General features: G+C 66.0%; 17 protein-coding genes. 3 read left to right on the top strand and 14 right to left on the bottom strand.

Annotation, left to right across the window (positions count from 1 at the left end):
* Window positions 1-7 precede the first annotated feature (7 nt).
* From HU720_RS07935 to HU720_RS07925, 3 genes are all read left to right on the top strand, one after another.
* Window positions 8-1438 carry a coniferyl aldehyde dehydrogenase gene (locus tag HU720_RS07935; RefSeq protein WP_186518878.1) on the top strand — a complete coding sequence of 477 codons (1431 nt, stop codon included), beginning with the start codon at window positions 8-10 and terminating at the stop codon, window positions 1436-1438.
* A 149-nt stretch (window positions 1439-1587) separates the two neighbouring features.
* The gene (gene coaD, locus HU720_RS07930; protein WP_186518876.1) at window positions 1588-2067 is read left to right on the top strand and encodes a pantetheine-phosphate adenylyltransferase; all 480 of its coding nucleotides are present in this window, start codon (window positions 1588-1590) and stop codon (window positions 2065-2067) included.
* A gap of 121 nt (window positions 2068-2188) precedes the next feature.
* The gene (locus HU720_RS07925; protein ID WP_186518874.1) at window positions 2189-2440 is read left to right on the top strand and encodes a YfhL family 4Fe-4S dicluster ferredoxin; all 252 of its coding nucleotides are present in this window, start codon (window positions 2189-2191) and stop codon (window positions 2438-2440) included.
* Between the two features lie 20 nt (window positions 2441-2460).
* Here HU720_RS07925 and HU720_RS07920 read toward each other — a convergent pair whose 3' ends face one another.
* From HU720_RS07920 to HU720_RS07855, 14 genes are all read right to left on the bottom strand, one after another.
* Window positions 2461-2874 carry a type II toxin-antitoxin system HicB family antitoxin gene (locus tag HU720_RS07920; RefSeq protein ID WP_186518872.1) on the bottom strand — a complete coding sequence of 138 codons (414 nt, stop codon included), beginning with the start codon at window positions 2872-2874 and terminating at the stop codon, window positions 2461-2463.
* 17 nt (window positions 2875-2891) lie between these two features.
* Complete coding sequence (locus tag HU720_RS07915) at window positions 2892-3083, bottom strand: type II toxin-antitoxin system HicA family toxin (protein ID WP_186518870.1); 192 nt, start codon at window positions 3081-3083, stop codon at window positions 2892-2894.
* Between the two features lie 294 nt (window positions 3084-3377).
* Window positions 3378-3587, bottom strand: coding sequence for a hypothetical protein (locus tag HU720_RS07910; RefSeq protein ID WP_186518869.1), 210 nt, complete (start codon window positions 3585-3587; stop codon window positions 3378-3380).
* Between the two features lie 174 nt (window positions 3588-3761).
* Window positions 3762-4175: a hypothetical protein gene (locus HU720_RS07905; RefSeq protein WP_186518867.1), complete on the bottom strand. Its 414-nt coding sequence runs from the start codon at window positions 4173-4175 to the stop codon at window positions 3762-3764.
* On the bottom strand, window positions 4172-5074 hold the full coding sequence (locus tag HU720_RS07900; RefSeq protein ID WP_186518865.1) for an NAD synthetase: 903 nt from the start codon (window positions 5072-5074) through the stop codon (window positions 4172-4174). Before HU720_RS07900 ends, HU720_RS07905 begins: the two co-directional genes overlap by 4 nt.
* 98 nt (window positions 5075-5172) lie before the next feature.
* Complete coding sequence (gene tagQ / locus HU720_RS07895) at window positions 5173-6102, bottom strand: type VI secretion system-associated lipoprotein TagQ (protein WP_186518863.1); 930 nt, start codon at window positions 6100-6102, stop codon at window positions 5173-5175.
* 77 nt (window positions 6103-6179) lie between these two features.
* Window positions 6180-7955, bottom strand: a complete 1776-nt coding sequence (locus HU720_RS07890) for an SUMF1/EgtB/PvdO family nonheme iron enzyme (RefSeq protein ID WP_186518861.1) — start codon at window positions 7953-7955, stop codon at window positions 6180-6182.
* Window positions 7948-9150, bottom strand: coding sequence for an FtsX-like permease family protein (locus HU720_RS07885; protein WP_186518859.1), 1203 nt, complete (start codon window positions 9148-9150; stop codon window positions 7948-7950). The genes HU720_RS07890 and HU720_RS07885 overlap by 8 nt, the downstream gene beginning before the upstream one ends.
* On the bottom strand, window positions 9150-9854 hold the full coding sequence (locus HU720_RS07880) for an ATP-binding cassette domain-containing protein (RefSeq protein ID WP_186518940.1): 705 nt from the start codon (window positions 9852-9854) through the stop codon (window positions 9150-9152). Before HU720_RS07880 ends, HU720_RS07885 begins: the two co-directional genes overlap by 1 nt.
* A complete protein-coding gene (locus HU720_RS07875; protein WP_186518857.1) occupies window positions 9854-12862 on the bottom strand; it encodes a serine/threonine-protein kinase in 3009 nt (1002 codons plus the stop codon). Before HU720_RS07875 ends, HU720_RS07880 begins: the two co-directional genes overlap by 1 nt.
* Before the next feature lie 5 nt (window positions 12863-12867).
* The gene (locus HU720_RS07870) at window positions 12868-13587 is read right to left on the bottom strand and encodes a protein phosphatase 2C domain-containing protein (RefSeq protein ID WP_186518855.1); all 720 of its coding nucleotides are present in this window, start codon (window positions 13585-13587) and stop codon (window positions 12868-12870) included.
* Complete coding sequence (tagF, locus tag HU720_RS07865) at window positions 13584-14225, bottom strand: type VI secretion system-associated protein TagF (RefSeq protein ID WP_186518853.1); 642 nt, start codon at window positions 14223-14225, stop codon at window positions 13584-13586. Before tagF ends, HU720_RS07870 begins: the two co-directional genes overlap by 4 nt.
* Window positions 14222-17725, bottom strand: a complete 3504-nt coding sequence (tssM, locus tag HU720_RS07860; RefSeq protein WP_186518851.1) for a type VI secretion system membrane subunit TssM — start codon at window positions 17723-17725, stop codon at window positions 14222-14224. Before tssM ends, tagF begins: the two co-directional genes overlap by 4 nt.
* A complete protein-coding gene (locus tag HU720_RS07855) occupies window positions 17722-19020 on the bottom strand; it encodes a DotU family type VI secretion system protein (RefSeq protein WP_186518849.1) in 1299 nt (432 codons plus the stop codon). Before HU720_RS07855 ends, tssM begins: the two co-directional genes overlap by 4 nt.
* Window positions 19021-19033: the final 13 nt, after the last annotated feature.

The raw sequence follows: 19033 nt of genomic DNA, 5'->3' as shown, positions 1-19033 counted from the left end.
CCGCGTCATGAGTTCGACCACCGCCACCGCCTCTATATCCCCCGACCTTGACCTGCAGGCGGCGTTCGCACGCCAGCGCCAGGCATTTGCCGAACACCCGATGCCGCCTGCTGCCCAGCGCAAGCAGTGGCTGAAAAGCCTGCGTAGCGCCCTGGTGCACGAGCAACAGGCGCTGATCGACGCCATCGACGCCGACTTCGAAGGGCGCAGCGCAGACGAAACCCTGCTGGCCGAACTGCTGCCCTCGGTGCAGGGCCTGCGCCACGCCGAACGCCACCTGCAACGCTGGATGCGGCCGTCGCGCCGGCGCGTGGGCCTGGCGTTTCAGCCGGCCAGCGCCCAGGTGGTCTACCAGCCATTGGGCGTGGTCGGCATCATCGTGCCGTGGAACTACCCGCTGTTTCTGGCCATTGGCCCGCTGACCTGCGCGCTGGCGGCGGGCAACCGGGTGATGCTCAAGCTCAGCGAAGCCACCCCCGCCACCGGCCAGGCGCTCAAGGCCTTGCTTGGCCGGGTGTTCCCGCAAGAGCTGGTGTGCGTGGTGCTCGGTGAGGTCGAAGTGGGCCAAGCCTTCGCCCGCCTGCCGTTCGATCATGTGCTGTTCACCGGCGCCACCGGGGTTGGCCGCCAGGTCATGCTGGCCGCTGCTCACAACCTCACCCCGGTCACGCTGGAGCTGGGCGGCAAGTCGCCTGCCATCGTCTCGGCGGACGTGCCGCTGGACACCGCCGCCGAGCGCATCGCCTTCGGCAAGACGCTCAACGCCGGGCAAACCTGCGTAGCACCAGACTACGTGCTGGTCCCGCGCGAGCGCCTGGGCCCCTTCGCCGAGGCCTACCGCGCCGCCGTGCACCGCCTGTACCCACGCATTGCCGGCAACACCGATTACAGCGCGATCATCAACCCGCGCCAGTTGCAGCGGCTGGAGCAACTGCTGGACGACGCCCGCGCCCAAGGCGCCGAGGTCATTGACCTGTACCCCGACGAAGTGCGCCAGGGCCGGCGCCTGCCGCCGCACGTGCTGCGCGGGGTAAACGAGCAGATGCGGGTCATGCAGGAAGAAATCTTCGGGCCGCTGTTGCCGTTGGTGCCCTATGACCACCTGGATGATGCGCTGGCCTATATCAACCAACGCCCTCGCCCACTGGCGCTCTACTACTTCGGCTACGACCGCGCGGCGCAGGCGCGGGTGCTGCGCGATACCCATTCGGGCGGGGTGTGCATCAACGACACCTTGCTGCACGTGGCCCAGGACGACCTGCCATTCGGCGGTGTCGGGCCGTCGGGCATGGGCCATTACCATGGCAGGGAAGGTTTCCACACCTTCAGCAAGGCCAAGGCAGTGCTGAGCAAACAACGCCTGAACGTCGCCCGGCTGATTTATCCGCCGTATGGCAAAGCCCTGCTGCGCCTGGTTTACAGGCTGTTCATCCGCTGACTGGTGCAGTCTCGGCAGGCATGACACACGGCACATGACAGCCAATGGCCGTGCTGTCTATAGTGCCATCAGCCGGCCGCACGACTTGGCCGAGCGCAATCGCTGCGCTACCATCCGAGTCCCCAACGCACTCCAGCCAGGAAGACGCGATGAACCGAGTGTTGTACCCGGGTACTTTCGACCCTATTACCAAAGGTCATGGCGACCTGGTAGAGCGCGCCTCGCGGCTGTTTGATCACGTGATCATCGCCGTGGCGGCCAGCCCCAAGAAGAACCCGCTGTTCCCACTGGAACAACGGGTCGAGCTGGCACGCGAGGTCACCAAGCACCTGCCCAACGTCGAAGTCATCGGCTTTTCCTCGCTGCTGGCGCATTTTGCCAAGGAAAAGAACGCCAATGTGTTCCTGCGCGGCCTGCGCGCGGTGTCCGACTTCGAATACGAATTCCAGCTGGCCAACATGAATCGCCAGTTGGCCCCGGACGTCGAGAGCCTGTTCCTCACCCCGTCCGAGCGCTATTCGTTCATTTCGTCCACCTTGGTACGAGAAATTGCAGCGCTGGGCGGCGACATCACCAAGTTCGTGCACCCGGCAGTGGCCGATGCGCTGACCGAGCGCTTTCGCAAGTAACCATTGCCAGGCGCGGCGCGGCGTCACAGCCGCGCCTGCGTGCACTGCGCGCGCGAATACGGCACAATTGCGCACATTGCCTTGAAACATGCCCGGGCCCGACGCCCCGGCCGGAGTCTCCATGTCCCTGATCATCACCGACGATTGCATCAACTGCGACGTCTGCGAACCCGAGTGCCCGAACGCCGCCATCTCCCAGGGCGAAGAGATCTACGTGATCGACCCCAACCTGTGCACCCAGTGCGTGGGGCACTACGACGAGCCTCAGTGCCAGCAAGTCTGCCCGGTCGACTGCATCCCGCTGGATGAAGCGCACCCGGAAACCCAGGACGAGCTGATGGCCAAGTACCGCAAGATCACCGGCAAGGCCTGACCAGGCTCCACGCCGCAACCTTACTTGCAGCCGCCCTGCAGAACCTTCAGCGCCGCCTCGGCCAAAAAGCCCGAGCGGCTTTTGTGCTGTGGATGGTTCTGCACATAACTGTCGATGCGGGTGAGCAAGTAGGCCGGCAGGGTGATATTGAGTTTTTCAGCCTTGCCCAGGTAGCGGGTGATGTCGATTTCGATGACCGCCCACGTGCAGCCGCTATAGGCGGGGTTGGCTGCATGGGCAGTTACCGTGCTGGCCTTGGGGATCTCCTGCTGGCTCTCGGCAAGCAATTCCAAGTGGCCCTCGATGGCTTCGCGGGCCATGGCCATGACGTGGTCCAGGTCTTCGCCTGCCGAAAAGCAGCCTGGAATATCCGGCACCTCGACGCCCCAGGCGTGCTGGGCGTCACCGGCAAGAATGGCGATGGGAAACAACATGACGAGGGTTCTCCTGCTTAACTGGCGTAACCGATGCGCGCCTGGCGAAGGATGCTGGCTGCGGTAGCAGCGAGCAGGTCCTTTTTCGGGTGCGGGATGGTCACCAGCCCGGGCTTGTTGGGGTGTCTGAAGTGATGATGGCTGCACTTCGAACGCACCAGGTACCAACCATCGGCCTCGATCACCGAAATCATTTCGCGGCTGTTCATGAACCCTTTCCCTGGGTCGTGCGTCGCGGTGGTTAGTATAACCACCAAGCACAAACTATCAACACTATACCCACCTGGACGACGGATGGGCTGCCTGGAAAGAATTATGGCCAGCCTGTGGGAATGGGCCGAGTGGAAGTGATGCTGGATCTTGCGGGTGTGGCTGTGCGGTCACGCGGTCAGTGTAGGAGCGGCCTTGTGTCGCGAAAGGGCCGCCTTGCGGCCCAGGCGATATCCGCTTGATGCACATTCCCTGGGGGCGCTTCGCACCCCTTTCGCGACACAAGGCCGCTCCTACACGAGGTCGCGTCGCTTTAGCTTTTGCGCACGCCGGAGCTGGCGCTGCTGCGCCAGCACCTCGCGCATTTCGCGGTAGCGCCGGCTGTTCAGCAACAACAGCGCCCCCAACGCAAAGGCCACGCTCGCGCTGAACAGAAACAGGTGCGGCCGCTGCCCGTAGGTGCCAATCACCAGCACCAGGCAAGCCACGCACATCGCCGCCACGATCCACGCCCCCCACGCCCGCCCACGCACCAGGCGTCTACCGGCCAGGCCCAGTACACCGCCCGTGGCATCCTGAAGTTGGCGGGCCAGGTATTGCGGTATTGCCCAAAGAGTTGGGCATGAATGCAGTCACAGGGGTGTTTCTTTACAGGTTCAAGGGGGCCTTCCCGGCCTTCAGCGTTGCTGGCGCAGTTCCACCAGCCGGCGGCGCATTTCGCGGTGCCGCTGGCTGTTGAAGATCAGCAGCGCCAGCAACGGCAGTGCCAGCATGATCGCCAGCAGCAGCGCCGGCAGGCCACTGCCGAACAGGCTCAGGGCAATCAGCAAGGTCACGGCCGGTACAGGTAAAACAGCCCACATGGCCCACCTCCAGCCACGGACCATGGCGAAATGCCCAAGGCATAGCGGAATCGTGAGAGCAGTGCTGAACAGCAGGGTATAGGTGGCGTTATCGGGGTGGTGCAGCCAGTGCTCATCGATCCACACCACCAGCGACAACGCCACCGACATCAAACAGGTGAAAAAACCCAGCAGGAACGTTGGGAAGTAAACCCGCATGAACGCCTGGAATTCCCCGCCCCCCATCATTCGAACTCCTCGTACAGCCCCACGGCAATACTCTGCACCGTACCGCTGCCAGCAAAACCGAACGTAGCGCCGAGCGAGTCGCGCATCAGGGTTTTAGTGGCGTGGCTGATCTCGGTCGGGGTATAGCGCTTGGTCAAGTTACCGGCTGCCTGCTCCAACTTGAGCTGCTTGGCAGTCAGGGTCGGGTGCTTGATCGACAGCAACTCATCGGTGAGCGACTTGCGCTGCTGCCGGCTGAGGCTTTTGGTCAGCTCCAGCCAACTGCGGCCGGTCGATGCCTTGTGCACCTGCAGGTACTTCAGGGTGGTCAGGCCCGAAGCGCCGACACCTAACAGCGACACACCATCGAGCACCAGCGAGGCATTCTGGTACCACTGGTTGCTGTCCAGCGCGTCGTTGGCGGCCGGGTTGGTCACTTCACGTACCGTGCGCATCAGGCCGATGCCGCACTGGATGCTGCTGGCGGTGGCTGCTGCGCCACCGACGTAGGTCAGTACCAGGCTGGTACCGGCCGAAAATGGGGCGGCGATGGTGCCGCTGAAAACCACGAACCAACCAATGACCGCGCCTGCACAGGACAAGGTGGTATTCACCGCCTCCTTCACCACCTTCGACTCGCGAGGGTTGGTCTGCAATTGCTGGGTGTACTGGTCGGGGGTCTGGTACTTCTTGATTTCGCGCAGGATCACCCGCTTGGGGCGGATGCTGCAGATGGGCTGGAATTCACGCAGGGTAATGACGTTGAACTCAGCATCGATATACACCACGCCGGCACCGACGATACGCGGGTCGGCATCGATGGCGGCGAACAGCTGCGGCAGGTTGATCCGCGCCTGGATACGCTGGCGGGCGAGGAATTGCGAACTGTTGGCCAGGGAGTTGACCAGAAGATCTGTCACGCGATGAGGTCCTTCTGCAGGTTGCTACGCCAATGCAAGGCCGCCCGTTGCGGGGCGGCCTTTTGTCGCGAACGGGGCGCAGAACGCCCCCATTTACATCAAACGTTAGGGCAAGGCACCGGAGCCCAGTCACCCATGTCCGGGTTGCGGCACATGCCATTGACCTGGTCGGTACCGGCCTTGGCTACTTGCTGCGCTTCAGCCTGCTTGGTGGTGGCTTTTTGCAGGGTCTTCTCGGTGGCGACTGCTTCTTGCGGCACGTTCTTGTTGACCTTGGCCGGCTGCACTTTCTGGTTGCCCTTTTTCTTCTTGCCGGTGGTCGCCACTTTCGGCGGCTCGGCTACGGCAACCACTTCGGTACGCTGCACGCCAACCTGCTTGAGGTCCTGCTCGTAGGCCTGGGTGTAGTTGTTGAGATCTTCACCGACACGGCCGTTGACCGCCGCCAGCAGCTTGTTCGATTCCTGCAGGCCCGAGACGATCTCGGCCAGGCGCTTGCGGCCTTCGCCATCGTTGATGCGCCCAGCCTTGCGGCCATCGATCAGGCTGGTGAATTCACGCTGGTAGCAGGACTGCGACGACTTGGCGTAAGCCGTGGTGCGGTCCATGTCGGCGGCGCTCTTGTCGATGTCGGTGGCGTACGAGGCGATACGCTGCTTGTCATCGCTGATCTGCTTCTGACGCTCGGTGTAGTAACCGGCAGCGCCGCCAACCAGGGCACCACCGGCAGCGCCGATGGCAGCGTTGCGGCCACGCTTCTCGTCATCGACCAAGGCACCGGCCAGGGCTCCGCCCAGCGCGCCCATCACCGCGCCAGTGGCGACCGAACGGGTCATGTCACCATCGGTTGCACGCAGGTGCTTCACCGGCTCGTAGCAGGTTGGGTAGTACTCGACCTTGGTGGTCGCGCCTACTTTGGAGGCCGGGGAACTGGCGCAACCGCCCAGCAGCACGGTGCTGAAACCTGCAGCCAGCAGCAGCGCGGTGCGGGCGTGGGTGGCGTTGATCAAAGGTTTACGGGTGGACATGGTCAGGTTCTCTCTTGGGTTTTGTCGGTGTCCGGGGGCGTCATGCCGCCCGGGATTCCTTTCAACTGAAGCAGTCCTTAAGGTCGCGGAGCGGCCGATGCCAGCAGCTCCTTGAGGATCGTCGCCGGATCGGCCCGCCGGTTCTGGCGGTACTCCCCGACGTGGCGAACGAACAGGGTCGCGCGGGTGACCAGGCTGTTGCCCAACACCGGCTTGCGGTTCAGCTCTTCCTTGACCCGCTGGAACTGCGCCTGAATCACCGCATCGGTGTAGCGCGTGCCGCTGGCAAGGTTGTCGATGTAGATCGCCACGGCGCCGTCTAGTGCCGCACGGCCGTTGGCAATTGCAGCACCATACATGCGCGCGCTGGCCTGGTCGCCAGCGGCCTCGGCCTTGGCCTGGGTGGCGCGCAGGTTGGTCAGGCGAATGTTGTAGTTGTTGATGGTCTCGCCCATCAGTGCGGCGGACTGGATCAAGTTGCCAGCGGCCTCTTCACGCTGGCGGGCGATCAGCGACACATTGCGCTTGAGCTCTTCGTTGACCACACCCAGCTCGGCCTGCTGGCGCGGGTCGGTCGTGGCGGCAATGATGCTGTCCAGGCGCTTGGTCGGGTCCTGGGCTGCGTCGATATCATCGGTCAGCCCAGCCAGGCGGCCTTCTTTCTGCCACTGGGTGAACAGCTCGTCATAACGCGAGCGCGGCGCCGACAGCGCGCCAATGGCCACGCGGAACCCGGTGGTTTCGTTACGTTGCTCGGTGCCATCGGCGCCAAACAGCGGGTATTCGCGGCGCATGCCGGTGAACAAGGTGCCCTCGCCTTCCAGGTAGTTACCGCCCTTGACCACGAAGCCGCCGTAAGCGCCCTGCAAACGCCCGGCATTAACCAGCTGGAACGATTCCTGGACCATCTCGGCGGCGTTGCCGATCACATCGAACAGGCCCAGCGGGTTGGGCAGCTTGGTGCCGATGGGCATAAGCCGCGCAGCCTGGCCGGTGCCGCCTGCCACCTGGTTGAACACCGCCCAGTCGGCCAGCGGGCCTTCGCTGTCGGCACCTTCGACCTTGCGCGGGAACAGCCGCCCTTCCAGCTCCAGGCGGCTGACCTGCGAGCCGCCACGGGCCGCGAATTCCCATTCCACCTCGGTGGGCAGGCGCACAAAGCCGATACCGCCATCCTCGGCCTTGCTGCCACGGCCGCTGACCGGCAGCACATCGCGGTGGTGCTTGAGCAGCCAGGCGCTGTACACCGCCGCAAAACGCTCGGCCTCGAAGCGCGACAGCTTGACCTTGGGCAGGCGCCCGGCAGCGGTGGTGTCGGCCTTGCACTCAGGCGGTGCCTCGCCACTGGCCAGCGACTGCGCCTGGGCCATCACTTGGGCGTACTGGCGCGCAGTCACCTCATACTTGCCGATGAAGTACATCATTGGCTTGAGCGGCCCGCCCTTATCGATCTTCGGCAAGGTCGGCGCTACGGCTTTCTGCCACTGCGGCGCCAGGTCCTGCAGGCTGAACTGGCCGTTGATGAAGTCGCGCCGGTAGCCGGAAATGAACGACTGTTTGTAGCCCGCCTCGCCTTCGCTGAACGGGTAGCCCAGGTGCACCTCGCGGTCATCCAGGCTGCCCTGGGCCAGCACATAGACGCTGCGCAGCACCAGCTCGCCGCCGCACGGCAGCGGCAGGCTGACGTCGCCCGGCAACGGCTTGGGGTTATCCAGCTTGGCCGCATCGACCGGCTGCCCGGCGGCTTGCGCGCCCGTGGCCTTGCCCTGGTCGTCGCCATCGGCCGGTGAACAGGCCGCAAGGCCCAGCGCTGTGAAGATCAAGGCCGCAGCCTTGAGACGGTAGTCAGACATCACGAATTCCTTGGGCAGCATCGATGCGCGAAACCCGCCAGCCACCGAGGGCAGCGGCGGCGCTGCTGGCCAGCAGCACGGCAGCCAGCGCAACGAGGTAGTGCAGGGGTAACAGGCGGCTGGCGTACTCGCCGGGCACCTGCATGAAAAGCCGGTTCAGGCCGTGTTCGGCCAACAGGTACAGCAGCCCGGCCACTGCCGCAGCGATCACGCCGCTGTACAGGGCCTGGAGCATCACGAACAGCAGCAACGCGGCGCTGCCAAAGCCCAGCAGGCGCAGCACCGCAAGCTCACGCTGCTTGCGTTCCACCGCCGCCACCGCGCCTGCGCCAATCGCCGCCACGGCGCCCGCCACCGCAAGGCTTGCGATGATCCAGAACACCAGGTCGAGGTTACGGCTCAGCGATTGCACCTGGGCAATCTGTGCAGCCTGGGTCGACACCAGCAGCTTACGCTCGGCAAACAGCTCACGCAGCGGCTCGACATCGTCCAGGCCACGGGCGTACAGACGAAACGCCGGGTACACCCGCTGCGCCGCGTTGCCCGGCTCGTCGCCGGCCCAGCCCAGCGCCGCCACGCCACGGCCATCGCGATAGTCTTCCACCGCTTCAAGCAGCGCTAACGGGGCAAACAGTGCATCGCGCTCGAACGCCGCCAGCGGCAACACGGCCGTGACCTGCAATCGGGTCTGGCGCCATTGCACCTGGCCGGCCTGCTGGCGGCTGAAGCTGGCTTGCAACTGATCGCCGGCGCGGGCCCCGAGTTTTTCAGCGGCGGTGAAGCTCAGCACCACATCCTGCAAGCCCTGCGGCGGCGCAACGCGGCCCAGCAGCGGGTCGCCGCCGGCAGTCGGCAACATCTCCACCGTGACCCCGCGCCCTTGCAGCGGCATCAGCAGCTCGGCAGTGGCCGCGATCTGCCGGGTGCGTGGGATGGCAAAGGCGACGTCCGCACGCTGCGCCAGGCTGTGGATAAACTCGGCGTTGAAGCGCCCGCCGCCCAAGGGAATGATCTCGCGCACGCCAGGGTCACGTTGCAGCCGCTCGGTAAGGCTGCCGACCAGCCCGAACTTCAGGCCGAACAGCACCAGCAACGGGGCGATTACCGCCACCAGCGCCAGCACGCCACAGGCCGACAGGCGTGCCTCGGCGCGGTAGTCCTGCCAGGCCAGGCTGGCGATCAGCAGCGGGCGCATCAGGCGGCCTGCTCCAAGGTGGCGGTGACGCCGCCGTCGGCATCACGCCGGCAGGCGATGCGCAGCACCTTGAGCCCGGCATTGCGCGCAAGCGTTTCGTCATGGGTGGCCACCACACAGGTGACTTGGCGCTGTTCGGCCTCTCGCAGCAACAGCTGCATGACGCGCTCGGCATTCACCGGGTCCAGCGCTGCGGTGGGCTCGTCGGCCAGCAGCAGCGCCGGGGCGTGGGCCAGGGCGCGGGCACAGCTGACCCGCTGGCGTTGGCCCAGGGACAACGCGGCGGGTTTCTTGGCCAGTTGGTCGAGCACATCCAGCGCCTCGGCCAGGCGCTCGACGCTGCCGTCATCGGCAAGCCCGAGCAACTGGCGCGGCAGGCGAATATTGCCGCGCACATCCAGAAACCCGAGCAGCCCACCGGCCTGCAGCACATAGCCCAGATGGCGGCTGCGCAGCGCTGCCAGGCGGTCCAGCGCACGGCGGCGCCACAGTGCGGCGATGTCTTCACCGCCCAAGGCAAAGCCCTCGGCGCCATCGGGTGCCAGCACCAGCGCCAGCAGGTCGAGCAGCGTGCTCTTGCCACAGCCGCTTGGCCCGACCAGCGCCACGCGCGCGCCGGGCTGCAACTGCAACTGGCCGATGCGCAGGCTGTAACGCTGGGCGCCCTGCCCGCGCGTCTTGTGCACGCCGCTCAGGCTGATCATCACGGCAGCGTCGACAGCGGCACACGGTACAGGGCGTCGCCAGGCTCGGCCTTGCCGAAGCGCACCCAGTTGGCCATGTCGTTGTGGAAGGTCTCGTACAGGCGGATCTTCGAATCCAGCTCGTCGATGAAGTCCTCCTGCTCGGCCACCGACAGCGACAGCCACAAGTCCTGGGTCATGCTCAGCGACTTGCTGCGGTACGGCAGGCCTTCGAGGTATTCGCCCAGCACGCCGCCCTGTGCCAGGTTGGCGCCCTTGCTCAAGGCCGCCGGGTCGCGGCTCATGTAGGCACTGGCGCTGGCAATTTCATTGAAGAAGTCGCCCGGCGAACTGCGCGTCTTGCGCGCGGCATCGACGATCAGCTTCAGCGACTGCTGCAGGTCGTTGAGCTGCAGCTTGGTCAGCATCACGCACACCTGCAAGGTCGGCAGCGCCGGGTTGGTCAGGTCGCGGTCAGCGGTCCAGGCGCTGACCAGTTGCGGGGCCTGGCTGGCGCCGTTGCGGCCGAGGAAGTCCATGTGCATGGCATAACCGATGGCCTGGGACTTGGCCGCCAGGTTCGCCCCCGAAGTGAGCACCGGCGCCGCCTGGGCCTGCTGGCTACGCACCTGGTGCACCAGCTCGGCGAAGGTCGAGCCGATTTCGCGCACGCGGTCGCCAAACACGCCCACTTCGCCGCCCGGCACGCCCACGTACAGGTCGCCGATCTGCGGGTTGCTGTCGGCGGTGAGTACGCGGTACTGGCTTTCGGCAGCGCCGTGGTTCTTCACCCCGGCCGGGGTGCGCAGGTGCAGGGCGTAGATCTTGATCTGCTTGCTCAGCGCCGCCTGGCGCACTTCGGCCTCGTTCATTTGCGTGCTGCTGAACGGGTCGTTCTTGCGCAACGCGCCGGCATCGCTGACCAGCAGGATCAGGCGCCCGCCGTAGCCGCTCCAGTCCATGCCTTGCACGGCCTGCATCACGCCGGCAAAGGCATCTTCGTTGAATGAGTGGCTGGACACGTTGGTGGCCTTGACCTGCGCCGCTGCCTTGAGGAAGCGCGCCGGGTCGCGGCCCTGTTCCAGGCTGACCAAAGTCTTGCTCAGGTATTCAAGGCCAGGGGTGCGCTTGACGCTGTTGCGAAAGCCCACCAGGCCAAAGCTGACGCTGTCCAGCTCGCCACGGGCGGCGAGTTGCTGCTGCAGTTCGCTGACCACCTGGCGCACGCGGTCGATGTAGGGCTGCATCGACACCGAGGTATCGACCACCAGCACGATGCCGGTGCGGAAACCATTGTCAGCCGCCGCAACCGTTTTGGGGGCTGCTGCGCGGGCATTGGCGCCGGGGTCGATGGAGGCGATGTTGAGCAACTGCACCGGCTGGCCGTCGGCGTCGAAGCTTTCGCGGTAGTCGAAAATCGGCATCAGGTAGAACTGGTTCTGCGGCACGGCGCTGGCAGCAGGCTCCAGGGCCAGCACCTGGGGCACCTTGTCGGGGCTGTTCTGCGCCTTGAGCAGGCTGTCGCGGGCCTGGCTGGTGTTGTCCAACAGGCGCTGCACGTCATCGGGCTGGCGCAGGAACATCACCGGCGAACGCCCAGAGCGTTCGGTGAGCTTGAGCACCAGGCTCTGCTTCCAGTCGCTGGTTTGCGCCGCTTGCAGCCAGCCATCGCGCTGACCATCGCTGGAGGCACCGACCTGCACCCACGGCTGGCCGTCGACCTCTTTGCGCTGGTAAACGTAGAGCACCGAGAACGCCGGCAGCTTCTCGCCCGTGGCATCGCCGGGCTGGGCGACCAGTTGCGCGTCGGGCTTGCTCAGCACGCGCTGGAACAGGGTTTTCTTGCCTGGCATCAACAGCGGGCGGCCGTCTTCGCTGGCGGCCATTGGCGGGGTTGCGGCAGGCTCGAGCGGGGCTTGGGCTTGCGTCACCGGGGGTTGCGCGGCGGGCTCGTCGTCGCCGCCCAGCAGCCAGAAGAACGTCGCACCCAGGCCCAGTGCGGCAGCGATGGCTACCGCCAGCACGGCCTTGGCCGGCTTGCTGGAGCCCGACTTGGAAGGCTGCGGCTTGCTTGCGGCGGGCTTGGCGGCGGCAGGTGGCGGCTGCTTGGCCAGGTTTGGCGCAGGCGTGGGCGCCGCCTTGGGGATATCGATGGACACCGGGGTCAGCCCGCCAAGCGTGGGGCTGGCAACTGCGGGGAGCGGCAGCGGCTGGATCACCGTGGTCTCGGTGTCCTGCGCCGGCAGACGGTCGAGCGCGGCCAGCAAGGCCGCGGCGTCGGCGAAGCGCTCGTTGGGGTCCTTGGCCAGCAGCCCGCGCAGGATGTCCTGGTAGCGGCCATGCTCGATTGGCAGTTCCGGCAATGGCTCGGTGAGGTGCGCCAGCGCCGTCGACAGCGCGTCGTTGCCGTTGTAAGGCAGCTTGCCGACCAGAATCTCGTACAGCACAACGCCCAGTGCATACAGGTCGGCGCGGCCGTCGATGTCCAGGCCACGGGCCTGTTCGGGGCTCATGTAGCTCGGCGTGCCCACGGCGAAACCGGCCTGGGTGAACTGCGTGCGGTCGTCCAGCGACTTGGCGATGCCGAAGTCCGAGAGCACCGCCGTGCCATCGGCGCGGAACAGGATGTTGGCCGGTTTCACGTCGCGGTGCACCAGGCCCTGGGCGTGGGCATAGCCCAGGGCCTGGGCGATCTGGCGCACATACACCAGCCCCTGCTGCGGCGTCAGCCCGCTAGCGATACGCTCTTTGAGCGTGCCGTTGGGCAAGAACTCCATGGCCATGTAGTACAGCTCATCGACGTTGCCGATGTCATGGATAGTGGCGATGTTCGGGTGCGCCAGCCTCGCCAGGGTGCGCCCCTCGCGCAAAAACCGCTCGCAGAAGGTCGGGTCGGCGGCAAGGCTTGCCGCCATCACCTTCAGCGCGACCTTGCGCTCCAGCGAGCGCTGGGTGGCCAGGTACACGCTGGCCATGGCGCCTTGGCCAATCTCGCTGTCGATGTCGAATCCGGGGATGTGCATGTTCATTGTCTTCAATTCGCCTTCACGACCACGGCGGTAATGTTGTCGGGGGCGCCACGGGTCAGGCCCAGATGGACCAGGCTGCGCACCACCTGATAGGGGTCGGCGTGGCCGAGCACGTCGGCTATTTCATGGTCTTCGGCCGTTTTGTTAAGGCCGTCGCTGCACAACAGGTAACTGTCGCCGGCCTGCACTTCAAGGTGCACCTGTTGCAGTTGCAAATGGTCCTCGACGCCAATGGCGCGGGTGACGATGTTGCCGCGTGGGTGCACGCGGGCTTCGGCCTCGTTGAGCAGGCCGCTGTCCTGTAGCTCCTGGACGTAACTGTGGTCATGCGACAGGCGCTCGATGCGCCCCTCACGCAGGCGGTACAGGCGGCTGTCACCGGCCCACAGGCCGATGCCGCGGTTACCATGGGCAACCAGCACCACCACGGTGCTGCCCATCATCGCCACGCCGCGCCGTGCGGTTTCTTCACGCACTTTGACGTTGACCTGCTCCAGGCTGTTGCACACCGCTTGCGCGAAGGTATCGAGGGTTTCGAACAATGGCAGGTTGCGCAGGCTGTCCATCACCAGGCTGCTGACGTAATCGCCAGCCGCATGCCCGCCCATCCCGTCGGCCACCGCCCACAGGCCTTCCCAGGTGTGCTCCAGGCAGGCGTCTTCGTTGATCTTGCGGACCATGCCGACATGGCTGTAACTGGCCGCCTGGTATTGCAATGCGGTCATCCGAACTGTGCCTCGCTACCCAAAAGAAACCCGCCAAAGTCGTCACTGCGCGGTAACCCTGCGCAGCGCAGCAACCCTGGGGCGATACGCTCCGACCCCCTGCCCCACCACAGGCTCATGCCCGCGCAGGCGCACTCGGCCAACGCCTGCGCACGCTCCGAAGGCGTGGTCGCCGGCAACAGGTGCCCGCAAGCACCCCGTGGGAGCGGGCTTGCCCCGCGATACGGCTGCAAGGCAGCCTCAAAGCGCTCAAAAGCAGCATCAGGCTCAAGGGTGGCCAACAACGCCTCCTCAACCCCCTCGAACCACTCATCCGCCCCAACCACAGCACTGGCCAGCGACTCGCAAGCCCCCAGCACCTGCGCCACGGTCAGCGGAAAATACCGCCCGACGCGGTCGATGCTCGGCATCATCACGCCCACCACCGCATCCGGCCCACACACGCCCGGCGCCAAGGCAAAGCGCCATAGCGGGCTCACCAGATAAGCCTCGAGCCAGCGCTCGCCCAAGCTTTGCTGGCTGGCCTGGATACCCGCCGCCAGCCACTGGTCCCAGGGTTGGATGAAGGTATTGGGCAGGCCGCGGCTGACGAAATCGCCGCGGCTTGCCAGCTTGCCGTAGAAGCCGACGTCGTTCACAGGCGCTCCGGCAGGCTGAAACCGCTGACCACTCGGCTGCGGAACGGGTTGAAGGCACTGCTGGCGCGCAGCTCGTAGGAGACGCTGACGCCGTCTACGCGCAGGCGCAGGTTGAAGCGTTCAGGCGAGCCACCGGCCACCAGGTCCGACTGGTCGAGCAGGCGGAACCAGGCCCACGGCCCTTCCAGGGTCAGCCCGGAGCGGCCGCTGGCCAGCGGTGGCGACACCGACAGGCGCACCACGCCAATGCTGTTGGGGTTGGGCCACTGCAAGGCCACCGGGCGGCTCGGGCCATGGTCGTAGCTGACTTGCTGGCCGTCGAGGTCGAGCAGGAACTGGGTAATGCTGGCGTCCATCGCCACCGGCTTGAGCTCGAAACGCACACCCGGCTGCATGCCGCTTGAGCGGAAGTACGCATCCCGAATGCTCGCCGCGCGCTGGAAGGTGTACAGCACGTTGCTGTTGATCCCAAGCTTCTGCGCAGCACCCGGCTGCCAGCTCCACGGCGTGGTGGAGGTGTTGACGTAAGGCTGCAGGTACTTGCGGAAGTAGTTGTCCATCACCCCGCCAACGCCGAAGAACTGGCCGAAGTCTTCCAGGGTGGCGTCACGGCTGCTGCCGGCTACCAGCGGGTAACGGCCGCTCAGCGACTGGCGGTAGATATTGACCACTTCGCTGGTCCAGGCGGCGTTGAGCTGGTTGCGCACCCCGCCCATGACCACGCCATGGGTCGAACCGAGCACCGAGCTGACCAGGTTTTGCACCACCTTGGGCTGGCGTGCCGCACCCAGTGCCACGCGCTGCGCGGCGGCCTGGGCCTGGTTTTTCGCCTCGCCCAGCAGCGCATCGCCACTGGCGCCAACCATGGCGCTGACCTGCACGTACAGCGCGTTCATGTCGGTCAACAGGGCATCGATGGCCGCCGGTTGGCCGTCACCGGTTTCAACCAGGGCGGCGACTTCGGCAAAGTGCGCGGTAACCGGGTCTACCTGGCGCGCAGCCGGGTTGTCGCCAGGCAGCGGGGTATCGCCAAGCAAACCGCCGAGGCGCTGGCGCAGTTGATCGACGCCGGCCTGTTCGGCCTTGTCCTGCACCTTGTCCAGCGCGGTTGGCTGCGACAGGTTGGTTTCGTGGGCGACCGCCTGCAGCATCTTTTTCATGGGCGAAGTCGGCCCGGAGAGCACCCGCAGAATGTCGGCAGCCTGGCCGACGCTGGTGATCGGCACGAAGTCGAGGTCGGCCAGCAGCGCATCCCAGTTGCGGATGTAGTCCTGGTAATACAGTTGCAGCACGTCGTCGGCCAGGCGCTTGGCATCGCCCGCCTCGCCAGGCTCGCGGCCCAACACCCAACGTTCTTCGGCAAGTGTTGCGCTTTGCGCAAGGCTGGCGGCGAGGAACGCCTTGCGGTAGCCCTCGACGGTGAACAGGCCAGGCAGTGGCTCGCTCAGCGGCTTGCCGCTCTTGAAGCGGAACACCAGCGCGGCATCACGGCCGGCGGCATCACTGACGCGGAAATCGTTGACTGCAACCGGCAGCTTCTGCCGCTTGACCCGGTCGTACACACGCTGGGCCACGGGCAACTGCTGCAACTGGCGGCGGGTATCGTCGATCAGGCGCTGGTCCAGGCGCGCATTCGGTGGGCGCTTGTCGAGCAGCGCAGCAAGGTGCCCGGCCAGGGCCTGGCGCAGGTCCGGGGCCAGGTCGCGGGGCAGGCTGCGCTCCCAGTCGAGGGTGATCCAGGCCTTGATGAAGTCGGCGTCGTAGTGCTCGCCGTCAGCCAGCATCAGGTACGCCTTGAGGCCTTCGTAGAGGTAGTCCGACGGGCCACCTGCGTACAGTTGCTCCTCGATACGGGTCACCAGACGCGGGGCAAAAATGGCAATCAGCAGCTTGCGGTAGACGCTGTCCGACTCGCCTTCGAGCATGTCGCCCTGGTACAGGCCAAGGCCCTCGGCCCAACCGGGCGGGTTGTTGGCAAGGTCACGCACGGCATTGAGCAGTGGCAGCACTTCAACCACGTTGCGCTGCGCCGGGCTGAGTTCCTGGACGCTCTTGCCCACAGGTTTCAAGCGGCTGTCGACTTCAGCGATGTACTGCTGGTTGGCGCGGTAGCTCAGCGTCCATAGCGTGCCGACCACCAGCACCAACGCCACACTCAGGGCCAGCGCGCCGCGGGCGATCCACTTGCGCCGCTGCTCGACCTTGGGGTTGCTGCCAACCAGCCCGCGCTCGGCAAATGCCACGGCGCTGAACAGTTTTTCGATGAAATAGCTGCGCCCGGTGCCGTTCTGGCGCGCCAGGTGCGCGCGGTCCAGGCCCATGCTCTGTGCCATGCTGCCGATCAGGCGGTCGATGGGGCTGCCTTCCTGGGTGCCGCTGGTGAAGTACACACCGCGCAGCAGGGCGCGTTGCTCGAAGGCGTTAGGCTTGAACACGCCATCGAGGAAGGTCGCAAGGTTGCTGCGCAGGGCCGCAAACTGCTGCACGAAGCCATACACCAGGTCGCGCCGCGCCGGGTCGCGCTCTTGCTGCAGGCGCTCGACCAGGCGCTGGTTCAGGCGCTGCTCAAGCAGGCCGAATTCGCTGCCAAACTGCGCCAGCGGGCTCTCGCCGTGCTCGCCGTCGTCCAGGGCGAAGGTCATGCCCCACACCTGGGCGCGCTCTTCCTTGCTCAGGTTGTCGAAGAACTCCATGAAGCCCGGCACCAGGTCGAGCTTGGTCAGCATCAGGTAGATCGGGAAGCGCACGCCCAGCTGGCTGTACAGTTCCTGGATACGTGTGCGAATGGCCGCCGCGTGGGCGGCGCGCTCGGCGTCGCTGCCCAGCAACAGGTCGGACAGGCTGATGGCAATGAACGCACCGTCGATGGGGCGGCGCGAGCGCTGGCTCTTGAGCAGGTCAAGGAAGCCCAGCCAGGCGGCTTTGTCCACTTGCGCGTGGCTGTCCTGGGTGGTGTAGCGGCCTGCGGTGTCCAGCAGCACCGCTTCGTCGGTGAACCACCAGTCGCAGTTGCGGGTGCCACCGACGCCACGGATGGCGCCCTCGCCCAGTTGCGCCGCCAACGGGAAGTGCAGGCCGGAGTTGACCAGCGCGGTGGTCTTGCCAGAGCCTGGCGGGCCGATGATCACGTACCACGGCAGCTCGTACAGGTTGCGCCGTTCATCGCCACCCAGGCGCGCCTTTTTCAGCAGCACCAGGGCTTCGTCCATGCGCTGGCGCAGGGTCGCCAGTTCTTCGGCGGTGGCAACGCTGGCAGGGTCTGGCGGGGTCTCTGCGGCCAGGCTCTGCATCACCTTGGCCGCCTGCTGGCGGGCCTGGACGATGCGCCATACGCGGTAGGCAATCCACACCGAGAACAGCAATACGATCAACACCACGCGCGGGGTGGCCGGTACCAATGCATCGAGCAAGGGGCCGACGAACCAGATGATCAGGCTCAGCGCGAGCAGGCCCAGCACCGGGATGACCCAGCGAATGACAAAACTGAAAAACGCCTTCACTCGACGCCCTCCGCCAGAACGGTGATTTCAACCCGGCGATTCTTCGCCCGGCCCTGGGCGCTGTCGTTGGACGCCAGCGGCTCGGTGTCGCTCAGCCCTTGCGCGGTAAACCGCTGCGGCTGGCCGGTGCGCGCGGCAAGCAGGTTGCGGACCTCTTCGGCGCGGGCTTGCGACAACGCCCAGTTGGATGGGAAGCGCAGCGTGGCGATGCGCTGGTTGTCACTGTGGCCGGTGACTTTGACGTTGCCTTTGACCTTGGCCACCGCCTCGGCGATGCGCAGCATCAGCGGCTCGAAGTCGCCCTTGATGCTGGCGCTGCCGCTGGCGAACAGCTCGTCGCCACGGATAGTCACCACCGAACGGTCGACGGCATCTTCCACCGCCACGCGCCCGGCCTTGATCTCTTCGGCCAGGAAACCCGCCAGGCGCGGACGCTCCACGGCCTTGGGCTGCACCACCGGGCGGTCCATGGCCTGCACCGGGATTTCGCCCAGCGCATGGATGCCGCGAAACACCGGTTCCGCGTCGGAGGCCAGCTTCATGCGCAGGCCGAACAGAATCAGCAGCAGCAGCGCCAAGGCCACAGCCAGCCCCACCCACGGCGGGACGAACTGCGACAGCCGATCGCGGGCCACCGTGACGCCGCGCCAGTGCGGCGACAGCTCACGCTCGCTCTCGCCACGGGCGTTGCGAATAGCCGCAGCGGTGCGCTCGCGCAGGGCTTCAAGCTGGGCGCGGCCGCCGTTCATGACGCGGTAGCGGCCTTCGAAACCGAGGCTGGTGCACAGGTACAGCAGCTCCAGCAGGTTCAGGCGCTCGCGCGGGCTTTGCAGGCAGTGTTCCATCAGCTGGAAGACCTTTTCGCCGCCCCAGGCTTCGTTGTGCACGGTAATCAGCAGGCTCTGCTTGCCCCAGTCACTGGCGCTGCCCCACGGGGTGCTGAGCACCGCTTCGTCGAGGGCGGTGCACAGCGCGTAGCGCGCCAGCAGCACTTCGTTGCGCGGCACGCCGCCCGCTTCGGCACGTTCTTCGAACTGGCGCAGATAGGCCAGCAGTTGCGCACGCAAGCTGGACGGCGCCGGGTGGGCGATGGTGTTGCGCAGGCGCGTAAGCAGTGCCAGCAGCGGGCCGGCGGCTTGCTCCAGCGGGTTCAGGCCGACGGCCTGGCCTGGAGCCAGCGGCTCGGCAGGTACGTTCAGCGGCGCGGCGGCCGGTGCCGGCTGCGCCTGGGCGCCAGGCTGCGGGCCACGGCCACCGGGGCGCGGCATGAACTGGGTGCGGTCATCCGATTGCATCGCGGCTTAGTCT

It is taken from the genome of Pseudomonas sp. SWRI51 (genome assembly GCF_014268825.1).
In the GTDB taxonomy this organism is placed as follows: domain Bacteria; phylum Pseudomonadota; class Gammaproteobacteria; order Pseudomonadales; family Pseudomonadaceae; genus Aquipseudomonas; species Aquipseudomonas farsensis.
This window is presented reverse-complemented; position numbering and strand designations above follow the sequence as displayed.